Source organism: Hymenobacter terrenus, assembly GCF_000972495.1.
Classification (GTDB): domain Bacteria; phylum Bacteroidota; class Bacteroidia; order Cytophagales; family Hymenobacteraceae; genus Hymenobacter; species Hymenobacter terrenus.
The window spans coordinates 732,831-754,937 of record NZ_LATM01000001.1 but is presented as its reverse complement, the minus strand read 5'-3'; the positions used below and the strand labels follow the sequence as shown (position 1 = coordinate 754,937).

Below are 22,107 nucleotides of genomic sequence, written 5' to 3'. Positions count from 1 at the left end.
AGCTAGCCTTTGTAGAGGTAGCCGGTGGCCGGCCGACGCAGCAAGATGTAATAAACCCCGGCTAAGGCATCAGCGCCCCAGGCGTTGCGGTAATGGGTAGTTTGCAGCACCGGCCAGCTCCAGCGGTTGTAGGTATCAAATTTGGGATAATTACCTAGGGCTAGTAAAACTTGGCCTAGCCCTTCGCCAGCCAATTGGTTAATATGGACAATGCCAAGGCTTGGCTATGGCCTTCATTAGCGGTGCCCAGCGTGGCGTTGTAGTAAGCAGCGCGCTGATACAAGTTGCTGGGTTTAGCGCGGCTGTACTCACGAAGCAAATCAGCTAATTGAGTTAAGGTTTTGGCTTGATCTACCAGGCCATGCGCTGCGTACCCGTAATAATCCTCCGTTACTTGGTTGGTGCTGAAGCGGTAATAGATACTGGCCACGTTTAGCAGTGTAGCTTCGAGGTGAGTGGAGGTATCAGCAGCCACCAGCGCGTCTTGCCGCAACAGAAAATCGAACACGTTTTCTTCCCACGCATTCGACCATTGTAAAGCTGGCAATAACTTGCGCAGCGGCTCAAAGTCGCGGCTGTCACTGGGGTGGGGGCGGAGGGTGAAGGTTAGCTCCGGCAGTTCACCCAGCAGGTGTACCAAGGTTTCGGTGATGGCCGGCAGGGGGTCGTGGATGTTGCAGGCTAGCCCTACACGGCGCACCACTGGGGCCGTATTGCGCTGGTCCAGGTAGACATCGGCTTTGGGCATGCCGACCAACTCTACCCGGCCGCGTACCGGCCCACAAAGGCGGTATTTGTCCAGCGCATCTTGCCCTTCGAGCAGGCTCAAGTCGAACCCCAGAGGTGGGAAGTAGGCACTGACGCTGGCGTGCTGTACGTAGGCGGTGGGTACACCCTCGGCCCGACACGCCAGCAGCAGGGCCCGGGGGTCATCGTTGTGGTCGTTGGCAAATATGACGGCCCGCGGCCGGTAGTGGCGCAGGGCCTGGCGGTACACCTCATAGTAGCCGATGGAGTAGAAAATCATGTCGAAAAACCGCCAAACCTTGCGGCCTTCATACCGGGCCAGCCCTAACAGCACCAGCGGGTATTGCCAGTAGTACAATAGTTTGCGCCGCAACGACAGTCGGTTTACCTCTTGATTATATTCTTTGATCTGCTTGCCTTGCCCAGCCACTAGGACGGCATCTGGTCGGGCTTCTTTGATAAAGCGCAGGGCGTTGTAATTATTGGGGCTGACCACGTAGAGCCATACTTTACCATGCAGGTCTTCGCGGTTGCGAATGGGTTGAAACAGGTGCCCCAGCAGCCGCAACACGGTGTAGCCCAGCACTCGCGCCAGCCGCCGCACCGGGTTGGCCGGTGAGATAGTGGCCAGCACCGCCGCCGGAAAGGTTGAAAATAGTGGCGTGAACCGCTGTTGTAGGATGTCGCGGAAACGGGCGATGAGCCCGATGGGTGCCTCACTCATTATAGGGCTTCCCAAGTCAGCGGTGTACCAGCTTTGAGAACTTGCCGGGCCGGCTTGCCCAGTACTTGGTCGTAGTAGCGGGGCGGCAGGCCATCGCCAGGGCGTACCACGCGCAGATTGTCCTTGGTGAAAATTTCGCCGGCTGCTATATCCTGAGCCACATACAGCGAGCGTTTGTACAAGCGACTGGGTTCTTCGGCGCGCTGAATACCGTATTGTATCTGCCCTAGGGCTTGCCAGGCGCGGTGGCTTTCGGTTACCAAGGCCGCTACTTCGGCTGGTTCGAGCGAGAAGGCCGAGTCTACGCCGCCATCGGCGCGGCGTAAAGTCACGTGTTTTTCGACCACGCACGCACCCAGCGCCACGGCCGCCACGGCCGCCCCAATGCCGCCTGTATGGTCGGAAAGCCCCACCAGGCAGTCGGGAAACAGCTGCTGGAAATGAGGCAGGGTGCGCAGGTTGGTGTTTTCGGGAGAGGCTGGGTAAGTGCTGGTGCACTTGAGCAAGACCAATTCGCGGCAGCCGGCCGCCCGCAGCACGCCCACAGCCTCGGCTACTTCAGCCAGCGTGCTGGCACCGGTACTCATGATGACGGGCTTGCCGGTGGCTGCCACCCGGCGCAGCAACGGCCAATCGGTGTTTTCGAAGGAGGCAATTTTGTAGGCAGGCACGTCGAGCGTTTCCAAAAAATCCACCGCCGTTTCGTCAAAGGGTGAGCTGAAGGCTACCAGTCCGTGTTGCCGGGCCCGCTCAAACAGCGGCTGGTGCCATTCCCAGGGCGTGTGCGCCTGCTGGTAGAGTTCGTGCAGCTCGCGTCCGTACCACAGCGAATTAGGGTCTTCAATGCGATGGACACCGGGCAGAGTCATCGTATCGGCTGTGTAGGTCTGGAGCTTGATAGCGTGTGCTCCGGCCGCTGCCACGGCGTCGATGATGGCCAGACCGCGGTTCAAGTCCTGGTTGTGGTTACCCGAGAGTTCGGCAATAATGAAAGGACGGTGGCCAGGGCCAACTAAATGGCCTCCAAAGTTGATTTCAGCAGACAAAGTCAAGTGCTTAAGGTTCGAGCCGCAAAGGTCGGCATGAAAGGGCGTATCGGGTGCACCTTGGCCTTCTCCAGAAAATCCCGTTCCGTCTCACTAAATTTTCTGGTCAGCTCAGCCCACCACCCACTCAAATGTGATATTTTCACTTGCTGGCTTGGAGGCAACTGCCTGTGCCGAGCGCTGGAAACCCGCCCGCTCAAAAGCGCGCACCGAGGGCTGATTCAACGCTTGCACATGCCCGCGCACCAACCGCAGATCAGAGTAATAAGCACCCGCGGCCTCGGTGCCCGCCACAAGCAACGGAGCGGCTAGGCCTTGCCCTCGCCAAGTCGCCGCTAGCTGATAGCTGAGAGTAGCTACATCATCATCAAGCTGAAAGCGGATCAAACCCACGGGCTCACTAGAGCGGAGGTCCTCGGCTAGCAGAAGCAAGGAATGAGCATCGCGCAACCGGGCCACAAACCAGGCCTCGTGGGTAGCCCGGTCGATGGGTTTCGGGTCAAATGAAGACTGCCGTACCGTGGGGTCATTGGACCAGGTCAGCAATAAGTCTGAGTCGGTTTCGCAAATGGGGCGCAGCCGAAATGGTGGCGGCTCCAACTGCAATGCCGCGAACGCCTGGCGCAGCCGGGTTGGGGCCCGGCCATCGAAATGCTGCCGCTGGGCGGCGCGCAGCTGGGCTTGCAGCCGGGCCCGTTCCGGGCTGGTGAGCACGTTGGCGGCGCTGGTGTACGGAAGTGCCAGGCCCGCGCCGCGCAGAAAAAGGTCCAGGTCGTGCTGGTTGTCGGCAGTGGGCAGCAATAGCAGCAGCCCGCCACCCGCAGCGCAGTACTCGTAGCTGACGGTGCTTGGCGTGAGGACCGCGGTGCCGCACTGGTGCATGAGCTGGGCTAGGGCGGAGGCATCGAGGGCGCGGTGTAAGTGCAGCCGTGGCTGGTGCGCCGCCCACTGTTGCAACGCGTCCCAATTCAGGTAGGCGATGCCTACCACCGCATGCACCTCGGCCGCTGGCGATAATGCCATCAGATTGGCGGCCACTTGCTGGGTCAGTTGGCGCGGGTCGGCTCCGCCCAGGCAAACCAGAATTTTGTCAGGCGACGCAGGCGTTACCGCCGACTGTTCCTGCCAGAAGGCGGCCCGCAAGGGGGCATATGCCGGTCCGGCTAATAATCGGGCCCTAGGCGACAACTCGTAGTCGCGGGCAGTGACGCCACCCGCCGGATTCAGCACCAAGTCGGCGGCGAAAGCAAAGGCGTGCAAGTCATCCAAGCACACCAATCTATGGCTGCCCGCCCGCACTAGTTGCTGATATTCAAAATCGAACCCGTAGCCGTCGAGCACCACTACATCGGTGGTGCTAAGTAAATTATCTCGCAGCCAAGCGGCCTCGGCAGGTGGCGGCAGCTCAGGCACAGGCTCGGCTCGGAGACCGGATTCGGCCAGCAAAGGAGCCAGGGCCGCCGCGTCGTGCGTAGCAAAAACGTATTCCTCAAAACCGTCGCGCAGAATGTCGGCCAGCGCTACGAGCCGCATCACGTGGCCCAGACCAATGCGCGCGTTGCCGTCGGCGCGCAGCACCAGTCGGGTGGGCTTAGTCATGGCTTTTTTGTTCGACGTGGCTGTTTAAGGTTGCTAGCTCGGGATGAGCCGCCAGCAGGGCGACTAACTCTTCGCCATTCAGTGCGCCCGCGTTGTAGCCATCCAGCAAAGTACGGACTAAGTCAAAGTCCTCCGGTGTGTCCACAGTCAGCCGAAACTGGCTGGCATCCTGCGGGCGAGTCAGGTTGAGAAAGCGGACCTGTCCCGACCGGTTCTGGTGTATATACGGCGTGACGTGTTCCCGGTCGCCAGGCCGGGTGGCCTGAGAGGCAGCCTCTTCCAATAGCTGGCGCGAGAATATCTCGTAGTCGAAACCCCGTGGGTAGCTGCGTTGGGGCACCGCGTTGGAAACATACAGCTGCGGGTCACTGGCCGCTTGGAAAGCCGCCACGCCCGCTACCACCAACTCGGGCGCAATCAGCGGGCAGTCGCTGGTTACCCGAACAATTACGTCTAGGTCGTGAGTGGCTGCGCACTGCTGGTAACGGGCCAGCACGTCGTGCTCGCTGCCGCGCACGCAGGGCAGGCCTGCGTGCGCGGCAAATTCGGCCAGCGGGTCATCTTCGTGGTTGGTCGTCGTGGCCAGGTACACCGGCAGGCCAGTTTGGCGCAGCCGGCTTATATGCCAGCTCAGCAGCGACTGGCCGCCGGCTCGCAGCAGCACTTTGCCCGGCAGGCGCGTGCTGGTCATGCGGGCCTGCGAAACGATGCCGATGCGCGGGGCGCTGCTCATCAGGCGCCTACTTTTTCCAGCAGGTACATGCAGTCCGTGTTCCCAAGCTCAGCGGGGTTCACGTACGGGAAAAACTCCTGCTGCACAAGCCGCAGCTGGCCCGGAAGCTGCTCCAGAAACAGACGGGCATAGTCGCCTTTCCAGGCGTAGCCCACATTATCACGATACTTGATGGTGGTGATTTCGGGGGTGTAGTACTCGAAGCCCCAGATGTAGCGCTTGGAGCAGCGCACCATTTCGGCCATCACGCGGGGCAGGTCGTCGGGCGAAATATGAATCAGAACCCCATTGGTACCCACCACGTCAAAAAAGCCGTCTTTAAAGGGGAGGTCCAGGCCGCTGCCCTGCACGATGTTGACGTGCTGAGTGAACTCCTTGGCTTTTTCTACAGCATAAGGCTGAATATCAACCCCGTAGAGGTGCTGAAATCCGTTTTCCTGCAGGCCCATTAGCTGCATGCCGGTGTTGCAGCCAACTTCCAGAATGCGGGCTTCGCGGTCGAGGTGGCCCAGAAACCGCTCATTCATAGCCAGCTTGGTGTGACCCCAGTTATCGAGGTAAAACTGATTCCACTCTTCCAAATGCCGGGAGTTACGGTCGGTATAGTGGCGGCCGAAGTCACCGGTCCAAAAGGTTTCTTGCTTGGTGCTGGGATTGGGAGTCATGAAGATTAAAAATCAAAAAGAAATAGCGCTTGAAAACAAGCCCACAATAGTACGACAGGCACGCTAGATGGCCGATGCTAAAAAGCGTGGTCGCCACCCACGGCCCCGCTCTCGTTGAAATCGAAATACCAAGAAGTGACAAAAGGATTGTCGGCCTGGATGGTGACCCAGCCCGGCTGGCCACCCAGAAAATCCCGCACTTCCGCATCGTGGCGCGCGTCAATGCGGAGCTGTCCGAAAGCCGGCAGGTGAGCTTCGCGTTGCAGAGTCTGGTTATCGGCTTCGCGGTAAAAGGACAGGCGAAGGTTGGCGGGGGTGGCGTAGTCTTTAACGGGTGAGCCGTTGAGCACCACTACCACCGAATGGTCGCCGTCCAAAATGGGGCTCCATTTGAACGTGCCGGGCTTGGTGAGCACCTTAGCGTTGGCAATTTGCGAGTTGAAGCACACGTTGGTGGGCAGGTTCATAGTCCGGCCCTCCCGGCCGATGTTCAGCCCAAACTTGAGGCGGGTCGGGATTTGCTCCCGGTTGGGCCAGTGCTTGATGATGTTGACCCCGCGCAACTGCCGGGCCTGCTCGGGGGAGAAGTGCTCGGCAATAACCTCGTTGAATCCCAGGGTAAAGAACTGGTCGGGGGTGGTGTGCAAGTCCAGGTGACGCCAGTCGCGCACGGTGCCCACCAGCTGCCCAGCCACATCATAGAATTCCAGGCTAATGCCAAAGGCCGAGGGCGAATAGATGGGGTAAAATACGAGTTGAGTGTATTCGCCTTCTGCCAAAAATAGCGGCGCGAACACGGCGCTGTCATGAAACCGCTCGTCGGCGTTGCCCCAGTAGGCGCCCGCGTCGTTCACGGCCGAGGAGTCGTAGTAGGTGTGGGTGATGCTCAGGGCGTGGCGGTGCTGCTCGAAATTGCCGGCTACGAAGCGCGGAAAAAAGCCCCGGAACTGGTGGTGCAGCTTGATGGTACCCTTGCGGCCACCCAGCACCGACTCAAGGTCGATGTAGTCGCGCAGCTGCACAAAGCGGGTGGCGTAGGCCGGCACGGGAGGCAGCTGGAACTTGCCGCGGTGAGTTCCGCCATTTTCATCTACGATGGTCCACTCAATCAATGGCTTGTCGTAATGATATACGCCATTCACGAAGGCAAAAAATGGCGCGTAGGCGTCGGCCGAAAGAATGTCAAACCCGCACTCGGGTACTATCTTATCCTCGTTTTCCTGCAGGTCTTCAATGTCGTTGTATACCCGGCCAGTGGTATGGACGCTGGCCATGAATTCATCGCCATAGTAGTTGAGCACGAAGGCTGGGTAGGGATACACCAAGTCGCGGGTCGCGAATATTTCCAGCTCCAGCGAGCCTGTAAAATCCTGGCCGGTGTTGCCCAAGGCAGTTTCGGCCAGCAAGTCGCCCAGACGCAGGGCAAAGGCTTTGGGTTCGGTAATGAGCAGGCTTTTGCGGAGCAGAATGGGGCCGTCTTCGGCCCGCAGGGTGATGAGCATCTGCACCTCCGGAATGTCGCGCTTGAGCAGCCAGTAGCCCATAAACAGAACTCGACTGGAGTAGTCGGCCGTGTGTAGCACCGGGAAGATGGCCGAAGAGCGAAACACTGGCCGGCGGGTCAGGCTCACGGCTTCGCCCGCCGCCAGCGTCGATTCGAGGTGTTTATGGTAGCTTTTCATAAGAGCAAGAGTTGCGGGTGGAAAGTGAGCGGCGAGCGGTGCACCTATTTACAGGCCTGGTTTCACCACGAAACTGGGCGTGTGCGTGTAGGGCAGCTTTTGCAGCCGCAGCTGGTGGCGGGCCACTAGCTCGTCCACGGCGCGGGTTTCGCCGGCTACAGTGCCATAGTCATCAAAAATAATCACCCCGCCCGGAACCACCAGTTCATAAAGTGCATCCAGGGCTACCTGGCTGGGTTTATACACGTCTACGTCGATGTGCAGCAGGGCCACGCGCAGCTCCGGGTGCGCCTGCACGTAGGCTGGCACCGTGGCCACTACATCGCCGGGTACGAGCTCCACGTTGCGCAGGTGCTTATGGTCCAGCACAGCCTGTATTTGTGCTATGCTCAAGCCCTGGCCCGCCACATCGTCGTGACGGGCTGCAAAGGCGTTATCGGTTTCGTCCTCGTGCTGCGGAAAAAGGCCGAAAATGTCGAAGCCAATGATGCGGCGCGACATGGGACTCTCCAGTAATTCTCGAAAAGTAGCCCATCGGACCAGCGAAGTTGCTTTGAATACTCCGCACTCGACTACTGCCCCTGGCAAACTGGTTATCAGCTTATACAGCTCGAAATGACCCATGGCCTTGGCCAAGCGTGTAATGTCGCTGGTGAGGTAAAAACCATTTTCATAGTGAATGGCCTGGGACGAATCGAAATCCTGAACAGTCATGCAGGGAAGGGAAATTAAAAATGATGAATTAAGGTGTGATTAATCCCGCAGGGCAACCTGTATAACGAACAATTTGGGCTGATTACTAAACTTCTGCGGCCACCAATTAACCTTGGTTTTATCTGACTACAAACTCCTCAATACACGCCACCACGTAGTCCTGCTCTTCATCCGTCAGCGTTGGAAAAAGCGGAATGCTCAGGCAGTGCGCGTAATATTCCTCTACCAATGGAAAGGCCCCAGCCCGCCAGCCCAGTTCCTCATAATAAGGCATCCGATGTATCGGAATGTAGTGCACTTGCGTAAAAATTTGCCGGGTTTTCAGAAAGTCATACAGTCCTTTGCGGTCGGGTACTGTGATGACGTAGAGGTGGTAGGCGTGGCCGGGGCGACCGGGCGCCAGTATCGTCACGCCCGGCGTTTGGGCGAAGGCCGCATCGTAGCGGGTGGCTAGTTGGCGGCGGCGCGCGAGGCCTTCATCGGCGCGGGCGAGCTGGCTCAGGCCGAGAGCGCAGTTGAGGTCGGGCAGGCGGTAGTTGTAGCCCAACTCCTGCATTTCCATGTACCAGCCGCCGTCGGGCTCGCGCACTAGGTCGGCGGGGTCGCGGGTGATGCCGTGGGTGCGCAGGTGCAGCAGGCGGTGAAACAACTGCTCGTCGTTGGTGGTAATCATGCCGCCCTCGCCGGTAGCAATGTGCTTTACGGGATGAAAACTGAAGATGGCAAGGTCGGCAAAGCGGCCGTTGCCGCAGCGTTGTTCCTGGCCCTTGGAGTCGATAAAAAAGCCGCCCGGCGCGTGGCACGAATCCTCAATTATCCAGAGGCCAAACTCATTGGCCAGTTGTCGGGCCTCCTCCAGGTTCACGGCCAAGCCGGCAAAATCCACCGGAATCAGTCCGGTGAAATGGCCCGGAGGATGCGCTTCCAGCAAGGCCCGCACTTTGTGTAAGTCGATTAAGCCAGTAGTGGGGTCAATGTCGGCAAAATGCACCTCGCCGCCGCAGTAGCGCACGCAGTTAGCTGAGGCGGCGAAGGTGAGTGGCGTGGTGATGACGCGCTGGCCGGGCTGTACGTTCAGAGTCAGGGCGCAGAGGTGTAGAGCGGCGGTGCCATTGCTCACGGCTACGGCATACTGGGCGCCCACGTAAGCAGCAAACTGATCCTCAAACTTGCTCACAGCGGGCCCTTGTGTCAGGTAGTCGGCGTGCAGGGCGGCCGTGACGGCCGCCACGTCGGCCTCGGTAATGTTTTGGCGGCCGTAAGGGAGGGGGCGGGTCGGACGAAAAGCGGATGTAGGCATTGGTAGCAAAGATAAACCGGAAGCCTCCCCAACATCGCTGTTTCGGATGGTGCCCGGCGTGAGCCCCGGTGCCGCAATCACCCTGATTTCGCAAATGGTCCCGCCAACTCCCAGGGTGTTAGAAAAGAATAGATAATGTGGCTATACCGTAAATCCAGCATCCACGTGCTGTCGAATTTCATCCCGAATCTGCTCGGCATCCAGCCACTCCTCGTTATTGGCCGAATCATACTGAAAGCCCAGCGGCACCCGCCGGCCATTGAAGGCCTCAATGAATTTGTCCACGTTCCAGTTGGGGGTTGAGGGGAGGATGACGTAGTAGCGGGCCAGCTCGACCGTGCTCAGTGCGTCGGTTTCGGTAATCATGGCTTCGTGAAGCTTCTCGCCGGGGCGGATGCCCACGATGCGCTGCTCGCACTCCGGGCCGATGGCGCGGGCTACTTCCGTGATTTTGTAAGAAGGGATTTTGGGTACGAAAATCTCGCCGCCCCAGGCGTGCTCCAGTGCATAGAGCACTAGGTCTACACCTTCTTCGAGCGAGATGTTGAAGCGCGTCATATCGGGGTGGGTGATGGGCAGCACGCCGGTGTGGCGCTGCTGCAAAAAGAACGGCACCACCGAGCCGCGCGAGCCAATTACGTTACCGTAGCGCACTACCGAGAAGCGCAAGTCACGGGCGCCCTTCATGTTGTTGGCGGCCACGAAAAGCTTATCCGAGCACAATTTGGTGGCGCCGTAGAGGTTGATGGGCGCAGCGGCCTTGTCGGTGCTCAGGGCCACCACGTGCTTCACGCCGCAGTCGAGGGCGGCATTAATAACGTTTTCGGCGCCGAAGATGTTGGTCTTGATGCACTCCATCGGGTTGTATTCGGCGGCCGGTACCTGCTTGAGAGCAGCGGCGTGAATCACGATGTCGATACCCTCGCAGGCGCGGTGCAGGCGTTGGCTATCGCGCACGTCACCAATAAAATAGCGAATAGCCGGGTACTTAGGATGGCTAAATTCCTGGCTCATCTCATACTGCTTCAGCTCATCGCGTGAGAACACCACGAGTCGCCGCACCTGCGGGAATTTTTCAAAAACGGTGCGCACAAATTGCTTGCCGAACGAGCCGGTGCCACCCGTAACGAGGATGGATTTGTTGTTGAGGTCGAGAGCCATGAAATAGAAAAAAGCCGAATCAGACCACAAAAGTAGGTCGTAGGACGCAGCCTTTGCTGCGTCAGCCTCCCACACTCGCATCCACCAACAATTCAAAGTAGTAAAGCCGCGGGCCTACCTAATACCCGATAATTGCGCCTGGCCTCAGCGCAGCAAAGGCTGCATTCCACATGTCGGGAAAATATACGACGATTAAACGCCGCGACGGCTGCGTTCCACTCGCGCTCCCGACCTTTGGCTGTCGGAGCTACTTCCGCGTTGCGAATGCTATTTAATTCTCTCCATTTTCTGGTGTTTTTTCCGGTAGTGGTGGCGTTGTACTTCGGCTTGCCGCCGCGGTGGCGCGGGCCGCTATTGCTGCTGGCCAGCTACTACTTCTACATGAGCTGGCGGGCCGTCTACGCCCTGCTGCTGCTGGGCACCACGCTGGTTGACTACTACAGCGGTTACCGGATGAGCCAGTTCACTACCAAGCGCGACCGGCGGCCCTATCTCTACCTCAGTCTGGTTAGCAACCTGGGCACGCTGTTCGTATTCAAGTATTTTAACTTCTTTCGGGATGCGGCTGGGCAAGTGGCCGGCAGCTTACACCTGCCCTTTGCGCCTGGCCCGGCGCTGGGGCTGCTGCTGCCGGTGGGCGTGTCGTTCTACACGTTTCAGTCGGTCGGCTACATCATTGATGTGTACCAGGGCCGGCTGGAAGCGGAGCGGAATTTCGGGCGTTTTGCGCTGTTCGTAGCCTTTTTTCCGCAACTGGTGGCCGGGCCCATTGAGCGCGGCGGCCATATGCTGCCGCAGTTCCGTCGCACGCACGCCTTTGATTATCAGCGCGTGGCGAGCGGACTACGACTTATGGCCTGGGGCTTGTTCAAGAAAGTAGTGGTGGCTGACCGGCTGGCTTTACTGGTCAACCCCGTCTTCAACAATCCCCGGCAGCACTCCGAAGGGCTATTGCTGGTATTGGCCACGCTGGCCTTCACCTTTCAGATTTATGGTGATTTTTCCGGCTATACCGATTTGGCGCGGGGCACGGCCCGAGTACTGGGGTTCGATTTCAATCTGAATTTCCGACAGCCCTACCTAGCTGCTTCGGTACCGGAGTTCTGGCGGCGCTGGCATGTTTCTCTGTCGAGCTGGTTTCGCGACTACCTCTACATTCCCTTAGGTGGCAGCCGCGTGGACCCAGCGCGGGCCTACGGCAACCTGCTGGCGGTGTTCCTCATCAGCGGCCTCTGGCACGGCGCCAACTGGACGTTTGTCGTGTGGGGAGCCCTGCACGGCGTGTATCTGGTAATCAGCACCTGGGCTCGGCCTCTACGGGAGCGGCTGGCCCGGCTGACGGGTTTGGTGGCTCACCCGGCCCTGCGCCACGGGCTAGGTGTGAGCGTCACCTTTATTCTGGTAGCGTACGCGTGGATATTTTTTCGGGCCAATAGCCTGAGCGACGCCATATTCATCAGCCAGCACTTGCTGAGTGGCTGGAACGGCCTGGATGGCCGGAAAGTAGGCACGCTATTGCTTGACTTCTCGCAGCACTATCGCCCCGAGCTGGTCATGGCCGCGCTCGGCGTTCTCATCATGCTATTAGTGGAATATCTGGGCCGTGCCCGCAGCTTACAGGCCTGGGTGGCGGCCCAGCCGTTCAGCGTGCGTTGGGCAAGCTATGCTAGTCTCACACTGCTGATTCTATACCTGGGCATTTTCAACAGTACCTCGTTCATTTACTTCCAATTTTAAAGCCGTTGTCCCCCGCTGTTTCTCGACTTCTTCTGCGTTTGCTGCTGCTGGGCGGCATCAGCCTGGCAGGGCTGGGGGTGCTGGGGCCAGTGGTACTCGCGGGCCGGGTCGATGCCTTTTATGGCCGCTTCACCAGTCCCCTCGCTGGCTCTCTGATAGTGGGTACTTCGCGGGCGGCCCAGGGCATCCAGCCGGCGGTGCTGGAGGATGCTTGGTTGGGAAAGAAATTTGATGGGCCGCTGCTGAATTACGCCTTCACGCTCACGCATTCGCCCTACGGCCCGGCTTATCTGCGTAGCATTCAGCGCAAGCTGCGGCCGGAGGTCCGGGATGGCCTGTTTATCGTGGCCGTTGACCCGTGGTCGTTGTCGCTGACCGGGCCCGAAGGCAGGTATCCCGAAGACAATTCCTTTATTGGCCAGCTGCACCAGGTAAGCCAGAACCCCAACCTAGCCTACCTCACCCGTTATCAAACCAAGCCGCTCTACCGCCTGCTGCTCGACTACGCCACGGCTACCGAACACCTGCATCCCGATGGTTGGCTGGAAGTTACCATCGGCGTCGACAGCGCCCAGGTACGGGCCCGTACCGCTCGCAAATTGCAGGACTACCGCCGGCTCGCGGCCAGCCAGCACCTTTCGGCGGGCCGTTTGCAGGCGCTGCGCCAAACCATTCAGTTCCTGCAACAGCACGGGCACGTGTGCCTGGTGCGCCTGCCGGTGGGCCCATCGCTGCTGCAACTAGAGCAAACCTATCAGCCCGGCTTCGACCAACTCATGCGTCAGACTGCCACCGCCCTGGCTATACCTTACCTCGATTACAGCACCCAGCCCTACGCCACTACCGACGGTAACCACCTCCAGCGCGCAGCTAGTCTGTCCTTTAGTCAGCAGCTTGCAAAGGACCTGGCAGCTGCGCTTGCCAGTCATTAGTGCTCACCGCTGGTTAAGCGGCGCGCCAGTAGGGCCAGCTGTTCCGTGAGCGACTTGCGTGCGTAGCGCTGGTGGCTCACGGCCGGTAAGTCCAGGTTGGGACTAATGCGCCATTGGGCCACCAGCGTTTCGAGCGTTTCCAGCATCAGTGCGTAGTCTTCGTAGGGGAGAGCCTGGCCCGCGCCGCATTCCTGTAGCAGGTTATCGGCGTCTGACCCCGTCGGTCCCACGCACAAAATAGGCTTATTAGCCGCCAGATACTCAAAGACTTTGCCGGGTAAGATGCCGAAGTTGCGCGGCACGTCAGGAATGGCCATCAGCAGGGCAGAAGCACTCAGCAGGTACTCAACCGATTTGTCGTGCGGCACGAAGGCAATGAATTCGGTGGCTGACAGCAGCCCCGCATGCTCAATTTGGCCCCGCAACTCCGCCGATACCTGGCCCACGAAGCGCAGCCGCAGGGGCACGTCGGGGTGCCGGGCGGCGCAGGCGGCTATGGCCTCCAGCAGCCGCCCAATGTGGTATAGCTCGGTAATGGTGCCGGTGTGGGTGATGCGCAGGCAGTCGGTTGGCGGCTGCGAGGGCCGGCGAAAATCCGACTCGTCGTAGCCGTTGGGCAGCACCTGAAATTTCGCCGATGGCAAGTCCGGCAGTTTGGCCTGGAACAGCCGCTTGGTTTCCGGCGAAGTCACCAGGACGGCATCGGCCTGTGTGAGCACCCGTCGCTCGTAGCGCGCATCAAGCCAGGCGGCCAGCGGGGTGTGATGCAGGTCTTTGTAATAATAAATATCGGTCCAGGGGTCGCGCATGTCGGCCAGCCAGCGCAGCCCGTGGCGCTTCTGTAATTCTAGCCCAATAAGTTGGGTAGAGTGCGGTGGCGAGGAGGTGAGCACGGCGTCGAAGGTTTCGCCGGCTTTCAGCAGCTTTTCCACCGCGGCCAGCGCGTGGCGGTTCCAGCCCCGGCGTGGGTCGGGGATGAATAGGTTGCCGCGCACGAAGCGCAGGGCTTTCTGCATGAGTCCAGGCTTGCCTTCGTTGGCAAAGCCGCCGTAGGGAACGGCCCGGCCAGTCAGCTTTTTGTAAGACTCGAACGGCTCCGATGTGCCCGTGCGAATGACGCGCACCCCCGTCGGGACTTCGGCCAGCAGGCTTTCGTCGCGCACCGGGTAGCTGGCCTCGTCCGGGTCCACGGTTAGCACGGTTGGCTCCACACCAAAGCTACCCAAATGCTTCACAAATTTCAGGCAGCGCTGCACGCCCGCGCCACCCGAAGGCGGCCAATAATAAGTGATAATGAGCAGGCGCAACGACTGAGAAGATGGCACGGGAAAGCAACAACGGAACGAAACCGCAAAGCTACATGAACGACACGCCCGCCGCCGCCGTAACTTTGATGCCTAAATTCTGCGCCGCATCTCATGAACAACGACCAAGTCAACGAGCTGCTAGCCCTCATGGGCCAGCAAATCAAGGGAAACGCGGAGCTACGGGTCGATTCTAATCGCCGCTTCGAGCAGCTAACCGACGTGATGGTGAACGGTTTTTTGCGTCTCGAAGACAAGCTTGGTGCCCAAATCGACAACGTCGCGGCGTGGGTCGATCACCCAACGGACCGAGTAGACTACTTGACGGAACGGGTTGACCAAATGACGGTTGAAGACGCTGAGTTAAAAACCGACATGCGCGAAGTCAAAGTACAGGCGCAGGAAACCAATCGCCGCTTCGGCAACATTTTCGAGCATACTGGCCAGCTCATGGAAGTCACCCAAGCGACCGGGCTCCGCCTGAGCCATGTGGAAGGCGCCATGCAGCCAACCAATGCTGAGCCTGATGCCCGCCCACGGGCCGTGGAAGAACAGCTAAGTAGGGCCTCGTAGCCCCGTATATCTTCAAAATCAACTAATTACCAAAGCAACAAGTGTTCGATAATCTCTCAAGCAAGCTCGATCGGGCCATTAAGACCCTTAAAGGCCAGGGCAGCATCTCTGAAATCAACGTCGCGGCAACCATCAAGGAAATCCGCCGGGCTTTGGTTGATGCTGATGTTAACTACAAGGTTGCCAAAGAGGTAACCGATAAGATAAAGGATTCTGCCATGGGCCGCGACGTGCTCACGGCCGTGTCGCCGGGCCAGCTCATGGTCAAAATCGTTTACGACGAGCTGACCGAGCTGATGGGGGGCGAAAAAAAGGATATCATCATCAAAGGTGACCCCGCCGTAGTGCTGCTCTCGGGCTTGCAGGGTTCGGGCAAAACTACGTTTGCGGGTAAGCTGGCCAACTTTATCAAGAAGCAGGGCCGCAACGTGCTGCTCGTGGCCTGCGATGTGTACCGTCCGGCGGCCATCGACCAGCTCAAGGTGTTGGGTGAGCAAATTGGCGTGGAAGTATACTCGGAAATCGAGAACAAAAACCCCGTTGAGATTTCGCGCAACGCTATCGATTACGCGAAAAAGAACAACAAAAAAGTGGTCATCATCGATACCGCTGGCCGCTTGGCCGTCGACGAGCAGATGATGCGCGAGATTGAGGCCGTCAAGTCCGCCATCAACCCCAGCGAGACGCTGTTCGTGGTAGACTCCATGACTGGCCAAGACGCCGTGAACACCGCTAAAACCTTCAACGACCGGCTGAATTTCGACGGTGTCGTGCTCACCAAGCTTGATGGCGACTCGCGCGGTGGGGCAGCCCTCAGCATCCGGGCCGTGGTGGAGAAACCCATCAAGTTCATCTCGACGGGTGAGAAAATGGAGGCGTTGGACCTCTTTTACCCCGACCGTATGGCCCAGCGTATCTTGGGCATGGGCGACGTGATTTCGCTGGTTGAGCGTGCCCAGCAGCAGTTCGACGAAGACGAAGCTCGCCGCATTGAGAAGAAGATTCGCAAAAACCAGTTCGATTTCAATGACTTCCTCGGCCAGCTAGAGCAAATCAAGAAGATGGGCAACATCAAGGACTTGATGGGCATGATTCCGGGCGTGAGCAAGGCCATGAAGGATGTCGAAATCGACGACGATGCTTTCAAGCCCGTCGAGGCCATCATCCGTAGCATGACCAAGCAGGAACGGGCCAATCCCGACCTGCTCAACAGTTCGCGCAAACGCCGCTTGGCCAAAGGCTCGGGCACCGACATTCAGCAGGTGAATGCCCTAATGAAGCAGTTTGACCAGATGCGCCAGATGATGCGCCAGATGAACAAGCTCAGCCAAACCAAAGGCGGCCTCGCCCAGATGCAGAAGATGATGGGCGGCATCAAAGGCGGTCCCGGGGGCATGATGCGCTAAGCAACGTCTTTAGGGACTGCATCTGATTTTAAAACGACAATCGCCCCAACGAATAGTTGGGGCGATTGTCGTTTGGAGATACCCATCGCTCTAGAATTACAATACTGCCTCACCAAACGAGTAGATTCAAACACTGCATAAGAGCATAGCTCAGCTTCGCAAATGAAGAAGACTTCTCACGCAACTAGCTAAGTGTAATTTAAGGCGGATTCTTAAAACATTTAGCAAGAATTGCTGTGTATAAACGCCTCACAGCAAGAGTTTTTGCAAAACATTAATTGGTAATGAATTTTTTGGTGCAGTTGTTGTTAATACCGTCGTGAAAGAATAGTTTTTTAAGGTGTTTTGGTACGGAAAGAGGCATCCCATTGGGGTGCCTCTTTTTTAAGTTCAAGTAGCAGAGTGGTTCAACCTATAATGTGCCGCTGCTACTACTCGCTTCGGATTCATTATCAGATTACTAAGTGCAACTATTTACTGAAGCATTTGAAGCAGTGCTGAGCCGGGTTGGGTCCTGATAGAACCTTTCTCAATTATTTAAAGTGTGGAAGAGCAGAGAGAGCGGCCTTAATGCACTACTCGTAGCTCGTAGTGCTCGGGGGCACCATTGATGGCGGGCACGTGCCAAGCTCCGACGCGGCTGGGACCATAGCCTAAATTCACCTTCACCCATTCGTCGCGGGTAGGAAGCATGCCTAGAATTTCCTGCTCCAGACGGGCGAGATTCTCACGTAGTTTTTGTAAACTCTGGGGCGACGCGCCCACCGATTGGTTCTTCTGGGCCTCAGAAGCTTGGTGCAGGGCTTTTTCGGCGTCGAGATAGGCTTGGACTTTTTCTTCCAGCGGAATCAATGCAGGGTCAAGGTAGTCGAGGTTGGAAGCCATGAAATGGTGGAATACTAGGGGTTGAGGAAAAGAAGCGAATTAGCTGCTTTCAAAACGGGCTTTCAGCTTGAAAAGATACAGGAGCCTAGTATTGACAGCCTAGGCAGTTGAAGCGGTTGGACTAGGAGCCCGGCGGTTGCGTTGGCACTTCTCACCGCAGTATTTAACCTCAGCCCAATTGGCCCGCCATTTTTTACGATACTCAAACGGCCGGCCGCAAGTAGCGCAGATTTTGGTGGGCAACTGGCCTTTACGAAGCTTTTGGGGGAGCATAGGGGATAAAAATAGGAATAACTGCTACCTAAACGCCCGGCGTTACCGCGAAGTTTTGGGTACTTTTCGGTCTTGAAACGGTTGCCAAGCCGAGCGGCGTGCCGACCCAACCGTTTCGGCCATTTCGTCCATATCCACCTATGACCACGACCACCGCGCCCGACATCCTGGGCCAGGCCATCCTGGCTTACCATCGTGGCGATGCCGATGCCAGCCTCACCGTGCACTGTAACGTGGCCGATGACGAGCCGCTGCCCGCCGCCTATTTTTTCCGCACCCTGCTGCAGATGCCCGATTTGGAACGTTTGGCCCTCGATGAAAGCCGTGGCCGGGTGCTCGACCTTGGCGCCGGCGCCGGCTGCCATAGCTTGGAACTGCAAAGCCGCGGCTTCGAAGTGAAAGCCGTGGACGTATCAGCCGGCGCGGTGCAGGTGATGGCTGAGCGCGGTGTCCGCACCGTGGCCCGCCACGATTTGTTCGCTCCGCTGCCGCCTACCGAACTGCCATACGACACCATCTTGCTCCTCATGAATGGCCTCGGCCTGACGGGCACCCTCAGTGGGCTCGACAAGTTTCTGGCGCATGCTCGTACGCTGCTGGCTCCAGGGGGCCAAATTCTGGCTACATCGTCGGATGTGCGCTACCTGTACGAGGACGAGGATGGTGCGCTGCTCCTCAACCTCAACGGCCCGTATTACGGGGAAGTAGAGTACACGCTTAGCTATCAGGACCACACTGGGGCCGCTTTTCCCTGGCTTTTTGTCGATGCGGCCTTGCTCAATGATGCCGCCGAAACTGCCGGCTACACCGCCGACTTCCTAGGCGAAGACGAGGACGGACAGTACCTGGTTCGTCTCACCCCCACAGGCTTAATAACGAATGCTGAGTAAGAGGTTATTTTACAAGAGTATTCTACCTTCTTGATTCCTGATTCCCAATCTTTCATCATAAAATGACTGACGCCATTACCTACCGCACCCGCTGGGCCGACATGGACCCCAATGGCCACATGCGCCACTCGGCCTACGCCGACTACGCGGCCGACCAACGTGTGGTCGTGCTAGCTAAGTGGGGCTACGATGTAGCCCGGTTTGCGCAGCTACGCCTTGGGCCCATCCTGTTCCGGGAGGAAACGAAATATCTCAAAGAAGTAAGCGTCGGCGAGGAAATCCGGGTTGATGGTCAACTGGCCTCCGTCAATGCCGATGGCTCGCGCTGGACCATCGTGCACACCATCTACAAAGCCAATGGCCGGGTGGCCGCCATCGTCACCGTCGACGGCGCTTGGCTCGACCTCGACCGCCGCAAGCTGACCACGCCGCCCGCCGAGCTAGCGGCGTCCTTTAGCACTCTGCCGCCCTACCAAGGCTAACAGGGGCAGCCGTGGTATTGAAAAGCCACTTTGTATCCCTGCTATCACGCGGCCACTGGTCGGAGGGCCTTCCTAATGCGGTTCATTTGCTGCTGGTGGTGCAGCAGGTGGTCGAGCAAAAAGTCCATTACCTGGTAGATAGTAATGCGCCCCGAGCGGGGGTGTGGAAAAATGGCCCGATTCAGCTGACGGCTTGGGAACTCGTTGAGCAGGCGCTCCAGCTGGCGGCGCGAAGCTTCCCATGTAGCACGCAGCTCGGGTAGGGGAGGAAACTCGCCGGCATCGGTGAGGGTCGCCACCCCCCGCGGTGCCTTGTATTTGAAACCGGGCAGGCGTAGCAACAGGCGTATGAATTGGGCGCGCAGGCGGGTGTAGAGGCCTACTTTAGGTAGCTGCTCATCGGCCAACAGTTTTTTCTGGATGTACTTGATGATGTTCTCCTCAATAAATAACAAATGATGAACTACTTGCGTGGCCGACCATTGCCCGGCCGCCGGAGCTTTGGCACTTTCCGGCCCCAAGGCTTCGGCCGAGGCCAGCAGCTGTGCCGTGGCTCGTTCTAATTGTTCGAATTTGAGGTGGAGGCGATGATTCATGTGGGTGGGAGTAGCTGAAAAGCTGGCCTACGGTGTAGCTTGGGCAAAAGGTACGATAACAACGGGAGTGGACAAGTGCTCAAGCGCGTGTTAGGCTTATTCTGGGCTTATCAGGCGGTCATGACTGGTGTCCTGTTTCCGCAGCCTAGCTTTGCTTTGTATGCCCCCAGTATCAACTATGTTGTGCGCTTCGTGGCCAGCCCGGTGGCGGGTGCTGGTCTTGCTGGCGCTGTATGCGGCTTACTTGCCGTTGAGTGGTTACACGCCCGGCCAGTTCCGGTTCGATGCGGCCGAGTACTGGGAGTTATCATTGAAATTCACGCGGTACGGCCACTTTTCGCTAATAGCCTTCGATGTGCCGCTGCGTGGTTATCTGGGGCCGCTGCTGGTATTACCGGCGCGTCTGTTGTGCCATTTCACTGGTTGGCCAATGCTGACTGGCGCACGCGTATTAGGCGCGGGTTGGGCAGCGCTGCTTTTTGGGCTGGCCATTCCGCAGCTCTGGGCTCAAGTAGTTGGCCGCGCTCTATCCGGGGGGCGCTGGCTAGTGTTAGTAGCTCTAGGCTTTATTTTTTGGCGCGACTATTTCAATTTCACTCTCAGTGACATGCCTGCGCTAACGCTGCTGGTGTTGGGGCTTGTGGCCTTGGGGCGGCCGGGGTGGGCTTGGGCCGGGGCCGCCGGGTTGCTGCTGGCTGCGGCCATTAATATCCGGCCAATTTACGTGGCTAGTGCGCCGGGTTGGCTTTGGCTGCTGGGGGCACCTCTTCCAGCTGGGCATCTGCTTCGGCGCAGCGGCAGCCTGGCCGTGGGAGTGGCGTTGGTTTTGTTACCACAGTGGCTTATCAACGAGCAGCACTTTCAGCGAAACACACCGTTGGTGCTGGCGAGCTTACCCGGCGCCCGGCCGCTCTACCTCAAGCAGCTGACTTGGGGCACAGCCTTCCAGCGTTACGAAACCAGCCTGATTCCGGAAATTCCCCGCTCGTTGGTCTATGCCGACCCGGCCGGCCAACGCGCATTAGCCGATGAACCCGGCCAGCATTTTGCGAGCTATGGGCAATACCTGCGATTCGGGTTGCGGCAGCCACTGGCCACGAGCGGGCGTTACCTGCGGCACTTGTTCAACGGTCTGGATGTCTTATTCCCAACGCCTTATCCCACCCAGCTGCATCCGCAGGGGCAAGTAGTGCTGCGGCTGCTAAACTATTCTTTGCTGGGCCTGGGCACTTGGTTGATGTTAGCAGCCCTAGTGTCCGTTCGCCGGGAAACTGGCCACTTTTTTCAATCAAGGCAAGCTGCCGCAGTCTTACTAGCGTTGCTGTTGCCGTGCCTGCTAGTGCTGCCGACCCTCGTGGAGTGCCGGTTTTTACTGCCGCTGCACTTGCTGCTGCTCACGGGAATTGCGGCCAGTTGGCAGCCCGTGGCGTGGTGGCAACAGTTGGGCCGACCAGCGCGCCGGCTCGCAGTGTTAGGCCTGGCATTGGGATGGGTATGGGGCTGCTGGCAGCTATCAGAAGCAACGGCCAGCCAGCGCCGACCACCGAACGAAGCACCACAGGGGTAGTGCTTCATCGGCTAGTGTATTAATAAAAGAGGGATGAGGAATTAGCTGCCAGAGCTAAAATTCCTCACCCCTCTTTTAATTAAGCGCCGCGTTACGCTTTGGCGTAGGTGACTTCTTTTACGGCTTTCACTACGCGGGCCACATTGGGCAGCGAGGCTTCGATGAGCGTGGGGGCGTAGGGCAGGGGTACGTCGGCGCAGGTGATCCGAATGACGGGCGCATCGAGGTGATCGAAGGCGCGGCGCTGCACGATGTAGGCCAGTTCACCCGAGATGCTGGCCAGCGGCCAGGCTTCCTCGATAACTACCATGCGGTTGGTTTTCTTCACCGAATCGATGAGCGTGTCATAGTCAATCGGGCGCACCGAGCGCAGGTCAATTACTTCGGCCTCAACCCCTTCTTTAACCAGCTCATCGGCGGCGGCGTAGGCTACTTTCATCATTTTGCCGAAGCTCACCAACGTTACGTGCTTGCCGGGGCGCACCACGTTGGCCTTGCCGATTTCGAGGATGTACTCTTCTTCCGGCACGTCGCCTTTGTCGCCGTACATCAGCTCCGACTCCATGAAAATTACCGGGTCGGGGTCGCGGATAGCGGCTTTGAGCAGGCCCTTAGCGTCGTAAGGATTGCTGGGCACCACTACTTTTAGACCGGGCGTGTTGGCGTACCAGTTTTCAAAGTTTTGTGAGTGCTGCGACGACAGCATGCCGGCGTTGCCGGTGGGGCCGCGGAACACGATGGGGCAGGAATACTGCCCACCCGACATTGAGTACAGCTTGGCGGCCGAGTTGATTACCTGGTCAATTGCTACCAGCGAGAAGTTGAAAGTCATGAATTCGATGACCGGAATCAGCCCATTGGCTGCTGCGCCCACGCCGATGCCGGCAAAACCTAGCTCGGCAATTGGGGTGTCAATCACCCGTTCGGGCCCGAATTCATCGAGCATGCCCTGGCTCACTTTGTAGGCACCGTTATACTCGGCCACTTCTTCGCCCATCAGGAATACACGCGGGTCGCGGCGCATTTCCTCGGACAGGGCCTCGCGCAAGGCCTCACGAAATTGAATTTGACGCATGATTTTCTTTAGGTAA

At 58.4% G+C, this 22,107-nt stretch carries 22 protein-coding genes; 7 read left to right on the top strand and 15 right to left on the bottom strand.

Annotated features, from left to right (window positions below):
• Positions 1-2: 2 nt before the first annotated feature.
• The 10 genes from WX88_RS03235 to pseB form a co-directional block, all read right to left on the bottom strand.
• Complete coding sequence (locus WX88_RS03235) at positions 3-194, bottom strand: hypothetical protein (protein ID WP_046242785.1); 192 nt, start codon at positions 192-194, stop codon at positions 3-5.
• The gene (locus WX88_RS03230) at positions 176-1,471 is read right to left on the bottom strand and encodes a glycosyltransferase family protein (RefSeq protein ID WP_046242784.1); all 1,296 of its coding nucleotides are present in this window, start codon (positions 1,469-1,471) and stop codon (positions 176-178) included. Before WX88_RS03230 ends, WX88_RS03235 begins: the two co-directional genes overlap by 19 nt.
• Positions 1,471-2,517 carry a pseudaminic acid synthase gene (pseI, locus tag WX88_RS03225; RefSeq protein WP_046243120.1) on the bottom strand — a complete coding sequence of 349 codons (1,047 nt, stop codon included), beginning with the start codon at positions 2,515-2,517 and terminating at the stop codon, positions 1,471-1,473. Before pseI ends, WX88_RS03230 begins: the two co-directional genes overlap by 1 nt.
• Positions 2,518-2,628: 111 nt before the next feature.
• Entirely contained in the window at positions 2,629-4,116 is a 1,488-nt protein-coding gene (gene pseG, locus WX88_RS03220; protein ID WP_052732280.1) for a UDP-2,4-diacetamido-2,4,6-trideoxy-beta-L-altropyranose hydrolase, read from the bottom strand.
• Positions 4,109-4,849, bottom strand: coding sequence for a cytidylyltransferase domain-containing protein (locus tag WX88_RS03215; RefSeq protein WP_046242783.1), 741 nt, complete (start codon positions 4,847-4,849; stop codon positions 4,109-4,111). Before WX88_RS03215 ends, pseG begins: the two co-directional genes overlap by 8 nt.
• Positions 4,849-5,514: a pseudaminic acid biosynthesis-associated methylase gene (locus WX88_RS03210; RefSeq protein WP_046242782.1), complete on the bottom strand. Its 666-nt coding sequence runs from the start codon at positions 5,512-5,514 to the stop codon at positions 4,849-4,851. The genes WX88_RS03215 and WX88_RS03210 overlap by 1 nt, the downstream gene beginning before the upstream one ends.
• A 77-nt stretch (positions 5,515-5,591) precedes the next feature.
• Positions 5,592-7,196: a hypothetical protein gene (locus WX88_RS03205; protein ID WP_046242781.1), complete on the bottom strand. Its 1,605-nt coding sequence runs from the start codon at positions 7,194-7,196 to the stop codon at positions 5,592-5,594.
• A 48-nt stretch (positions 7,197-7,244) separates the two neighbouring features.
• Entirely contained in the window at positions 7,245-7,910 is a 666-nt protein-coding gene (locus WX88_RS03200; protein WP_046242780.1) for a TylF/MycF/NovP-related O-methyltransferase, read from the bottom strand.
• A gap of 118 nt (positions 7,911-8,028) precedes the next feature.
• Positions 8,029-9,210, bottom strand: a complete 1,182-nt coding sequence (gene pseC / locus WX88_RS03195) for a UDP-4-amino-4,6-dideoxy-N-acetyl-beta-L-altrosamine transaminase (RefSeq protein ID WP_046242779.1) — start codon at positions 9,208-9,210, stop codon at positions 8,029-8,031.
• A 141-nt stretch (positions 9,211-9,351) separates the two neighbouring features.
• Entirely contained in the window at positions 9,352-10,371 is a 1,020-nt protein-coding gene (gene pseB / locus WX88_RS03190; RefSeq protein WP_046243118.1) for a UDP-N-acetylglucosamine 4,6-dehydratase (inverting), read from the bottom strand.
• A 264-nt stretch (positions 10,372-10,635) separates the two neighbouring features.
• On the opposite strand from pseB, the gene WX88_RS03185 reads away from it, so the two are divergent.
• Positions 10,636-12,108 carry an MBOAT family O-acyltransferase gene (locus tag WX88_RS03185; RefSeq protein ID WP_046242778.1) on the top strand — a complete coding sequence of 491 codons (1,473 nt, stop codon included), beginning with the start codon at positions 10,636-10,638 and terminating at the stop codon, positions 12,106-12,108.
• Positions 12,109-12,113: 5 nt separating this feature from the next.
• Positions 12,114-13,040 (top strand): hypothetical protein, encoded by a 927-nt coding sequence (locus tag WX88_RS03180; RefSeq protein ID WP_156175922.1) that lies wholly within the window; start codon positions 12,114-12,116, stop codon positions 13,038-13,040.
• Here the strand turns inward: WX88_RS03180 and WX88_RS03175 are convergent.
• On the bottom strand, positions 13,037-14,365 hold the full coding sequence (locus tag WX88_RS03175) for a glycosyltransferase family 4 protein (RefSeq protein WP_231590616.1): 1,329 nt from the start codon (positions 14,363-14,365) through the stop codon (positions 13,037-13,039). The genes WX88_RS03180 and WX88_RS03175 overlap by 4 nt on opposite strands.
• A gap of 93 nt (positions 14,366-14,458) precedes the next feature.
• Between WX88_RS03175 and WX88_RS03170 the strand changes: the two genes are divergently transcribed.
• Complete coding sequence (locus tag WX88_RS03170) at positions 14,459-14,917, top strand: hypothetical protein (RefSeq protein ID WP_046242775.1); 459 nt, start codon at positions 14,459-14,461, stop codon at positions 14,915-14,917.
• A 41-nt stretch (positions 14,918-14,958) separates the two neighbouring features.
• Positions 14,959-16,323: a signal recognition particle protein gene (gene ffh, locus WX88_RS03165; RefSeq protein WP_046242774.1), complete on the top strand. Its 1,365-nt coding sequence runs from the start codon at positions 14,959-14,961 to the stop codon at positions 16,321-16,323.
• A gap of 567 nt (positions 16,324-16,890) precedes the next feature.
• Here ffh and WX88_RS03160 read toward each other — a convergent pair.
• Together WX88_RS03160 and WX88_RS28535 are read right to left on the bottom strand one after the other, a co-directional pair.
• Positions 16,891-17,208: a hypothetical protein gene (locus tag WX88_RS03160; protein WP_046242773.1), complete on the bottom strand. Its 318-nt coding sequence runs from the start codon at positions 17,206-17,208 to the stop codon at positions 16,891-16,893.
• A 99-nt stretch (positions 17,209-17,307) separates the two neighbouring features.
• Positions 17,308-17,481, bottom strand: a complete 174-nt coding sequence (locus WX88_RS28535; RefSeq protein ID WP_072052925.1) for a DUF2256 domain-containing protein — start codon at positions 17,479-17,481, stop codon at positions 17,308-17,310.
• Positions 17,482-17,621: 140 nt separating this feature from the next.
• Here WX88_RS28535 and WX88_RS03155 point away from each other — a divergent pair, with 140 nt between their 5' ends.
• Both WX88_RS03155 and WX88_RS03150 read left to right on the top strand, forming a co-directional pair.
• Positions 17,622-18,371: a class I SAM-dependent methyltransferase gene (locus WX88_RS03155; protein WP_046242772.1), complete on the top strand. Its 750-nt coding sequence runs from the start codon at positions 17,622-17,624 to the stop codon at positions 18,369-18,371.
• A 62-nt stretch (positions 18,372-18,433) separates the two neighbouring features.
• Positions 18,434-18,853 carry an acyl-CoA thioesterase gene (locus tag WX88_RS03150; RefSeq protein WP_046242771.1) on the top strand — a complete coding sequence of 140 codons (420 nt, stop codon included), beginning with the start codon at positions 18,434-18,436 and terminating at the stop codon, positions 18,851-18,853.
• Between the two features lie 44 nt (positions 18,854-18,897).
• Here the strand turns inward: WX88_RS03150 and WX88_RS03145 are convergent, their stop codons facing one another.
• Positions 18,898-19,449, bottom strand: a complete 552-nt coding sequence (locus tag WX88_RS03145) for a DinB family protein (protein WP_046242770.1) — start codon at positions 19,447-19,449, stop codon at positions 18,898-18,900.
• Positions 19,450-19,609: 160 nt separating this feature from the next.
• On the opposite strand from WX88_RS03145, the gene WX88_RS03140 reads away from it, so the two are divergent.
• A complete protein-coding gene (locus WX88_RS03140; RefSeq protein ID WP_156175921.1) occupies positions 19,610-21,016 on the top strand; it encodes a hypothetical protein in 1,407 nt (468 codons plus the stop codon).
• A 91-nt stretch (positions 21,017-21,107) separates the two neighbouring features.
• Here the strand turns inward: WX88_RS03140 and WX88_RS03135 are convergent, their stop codons facing one another.
• On the bottom strand, positions 21,108-22,091 hold the full coding sequence (locus tag WX88_RS03135) for a pyruvate dehydrogenase complex E1 component subunit beta (RefSeq protein ID WP_046243117.1): 984 nt from the start codon (positions 22,089-22,091) through the stop codon (positions 21,108-21,110).
• Positions 22,092-22,107: the final 16 nt, after the last annotated feature.

What these genes read in the sequence shown, in the direction of transcription:
- WX88_RS03155 (WP_046242772.1), top strand. Translation starts at nt 17,622, where the DNA reads ATGACCACGACCACCGCGCCCGACATCCTGGGCCAGGCCATCCTGGCT.
- WX88_RS03205 (WP_046242781.1), bottom strand. Translation starts at nt 7,196, where the DNA reads ATGAAAAGCTACCATAAACACCTCGAATCGACGCTGGCGGCGGGCGAA.
- WX88_RS03185 (WP_046242778.1), top strand. Translation starts at nt 10,636, where the DNA reads ATGCTATTTAATTCTCTCCATTTTCTGGTGTTTTTTCCGGTAGTGGTG.
- pseB (WP_046243118.1), bottom strand. Translation starts at nt 10,371, where the DNA reads ATGGCTCTCGACCTCAACAACAAATCCATCCTCGTTACGGGTGGCACC.
- WX88_RS03230 (WP_046242784.1), bottom strand. Translation starts at nt 1,471, where the DNA reads ATGAGTGAGGCACCCATCGGGCTCATCGCCCGTTTCCGCGACATCCTA.
- WX88_RS03150 (WP_046242771.1), top strand. Translation starts at nt 18,434, where the DNA reads ATGACTGACGCCATTACCTACCGCACCCGCTGGGCCGACATGGACCCC.
- WX88_RS03160 (WP_046242773.1), bottom strand. Translation starts at nt 17,208, where the DNA reads ATGGCTTCCAACCTCGACTACCTTGACCCTGCATTGATTCCGCTGGAA.
- pseG (WP_052732280.1), bottom strand. Translation starts at nt 4,116, where the DNA reads ATGACTAAGCCCACCCGACTGGTGCTGCGCGCCGACGGCAACGCGCGC.
- WX88_RS28535 (WP_072052925.1), bottom strand. Translation starts at nt 17,481, where the DNA reads ATGCTCCCCCAAAAGCTTCGTAAAGGCCAGTTGCCCACCAAAATCTGC.
- WX88_RS03200 (WP_046242780.1), bottom strand. Translation starts at nt 7,910, where the DNA reads ATGACTGTTCAGGATTTCGATTCGTCCCAGGCCATTCACTATGAAAAT.
- WX88_RS03170 (WP_046242775.1), top strand. Translation starts at nt 14,459, where the DNA reads ATGAACAACGACCAAGTCAACGAGCTGCTAGCCCTCATGGGCCAGCAA.
- WX88_RS03135 (WP_046243117.1), bottom strand. Translation starts at nt 22,091, where the DNA reads ATGCGTCAAATTCAATTTCGTGAGGCCTTGCGCGAGGCCCTGTCCGAG.
- WX88_RS03215 (WP_046242783.1), bottom strand. Translation starts at nt 4,849, where the DNA reads ATGAGCAGCGCCCCGCGCATCGGCATCGTTTCGCAGGCCCGCATGACC.
- WX88_RS03140 (WP_156175921.1), top strand. Translation starts at nt 19,610, where the DNA reads ATGCCCCCAGTATCAACTATGTTGTGCGCTTCGTGGCCAGCCCGGTGG.
- WX88_RS03145 (WP_046242770.1), bottom strand. Translation starts at nt 19,449, where the DNA reads ATGAATCATCGCCTCCACCTCAAATTCGAACAATTAGAACGAGCCACG.
- pseC (WP_046242779.1), bottom strand. Translation starts at nt 9,210, where the DNA reads ATGCCTACATCCGCTTTTCGTCCGACCCGCCCCCTCCCTTACGGCCGC.
- WX88_RS03210 (WP_046242782.1), bottom strand. Translation starts at nt 5,514, where the DNA reads ATGACTCCCAATCCCAGCACCAAGCAAGAAACCTTTTGGACCGGTGAC.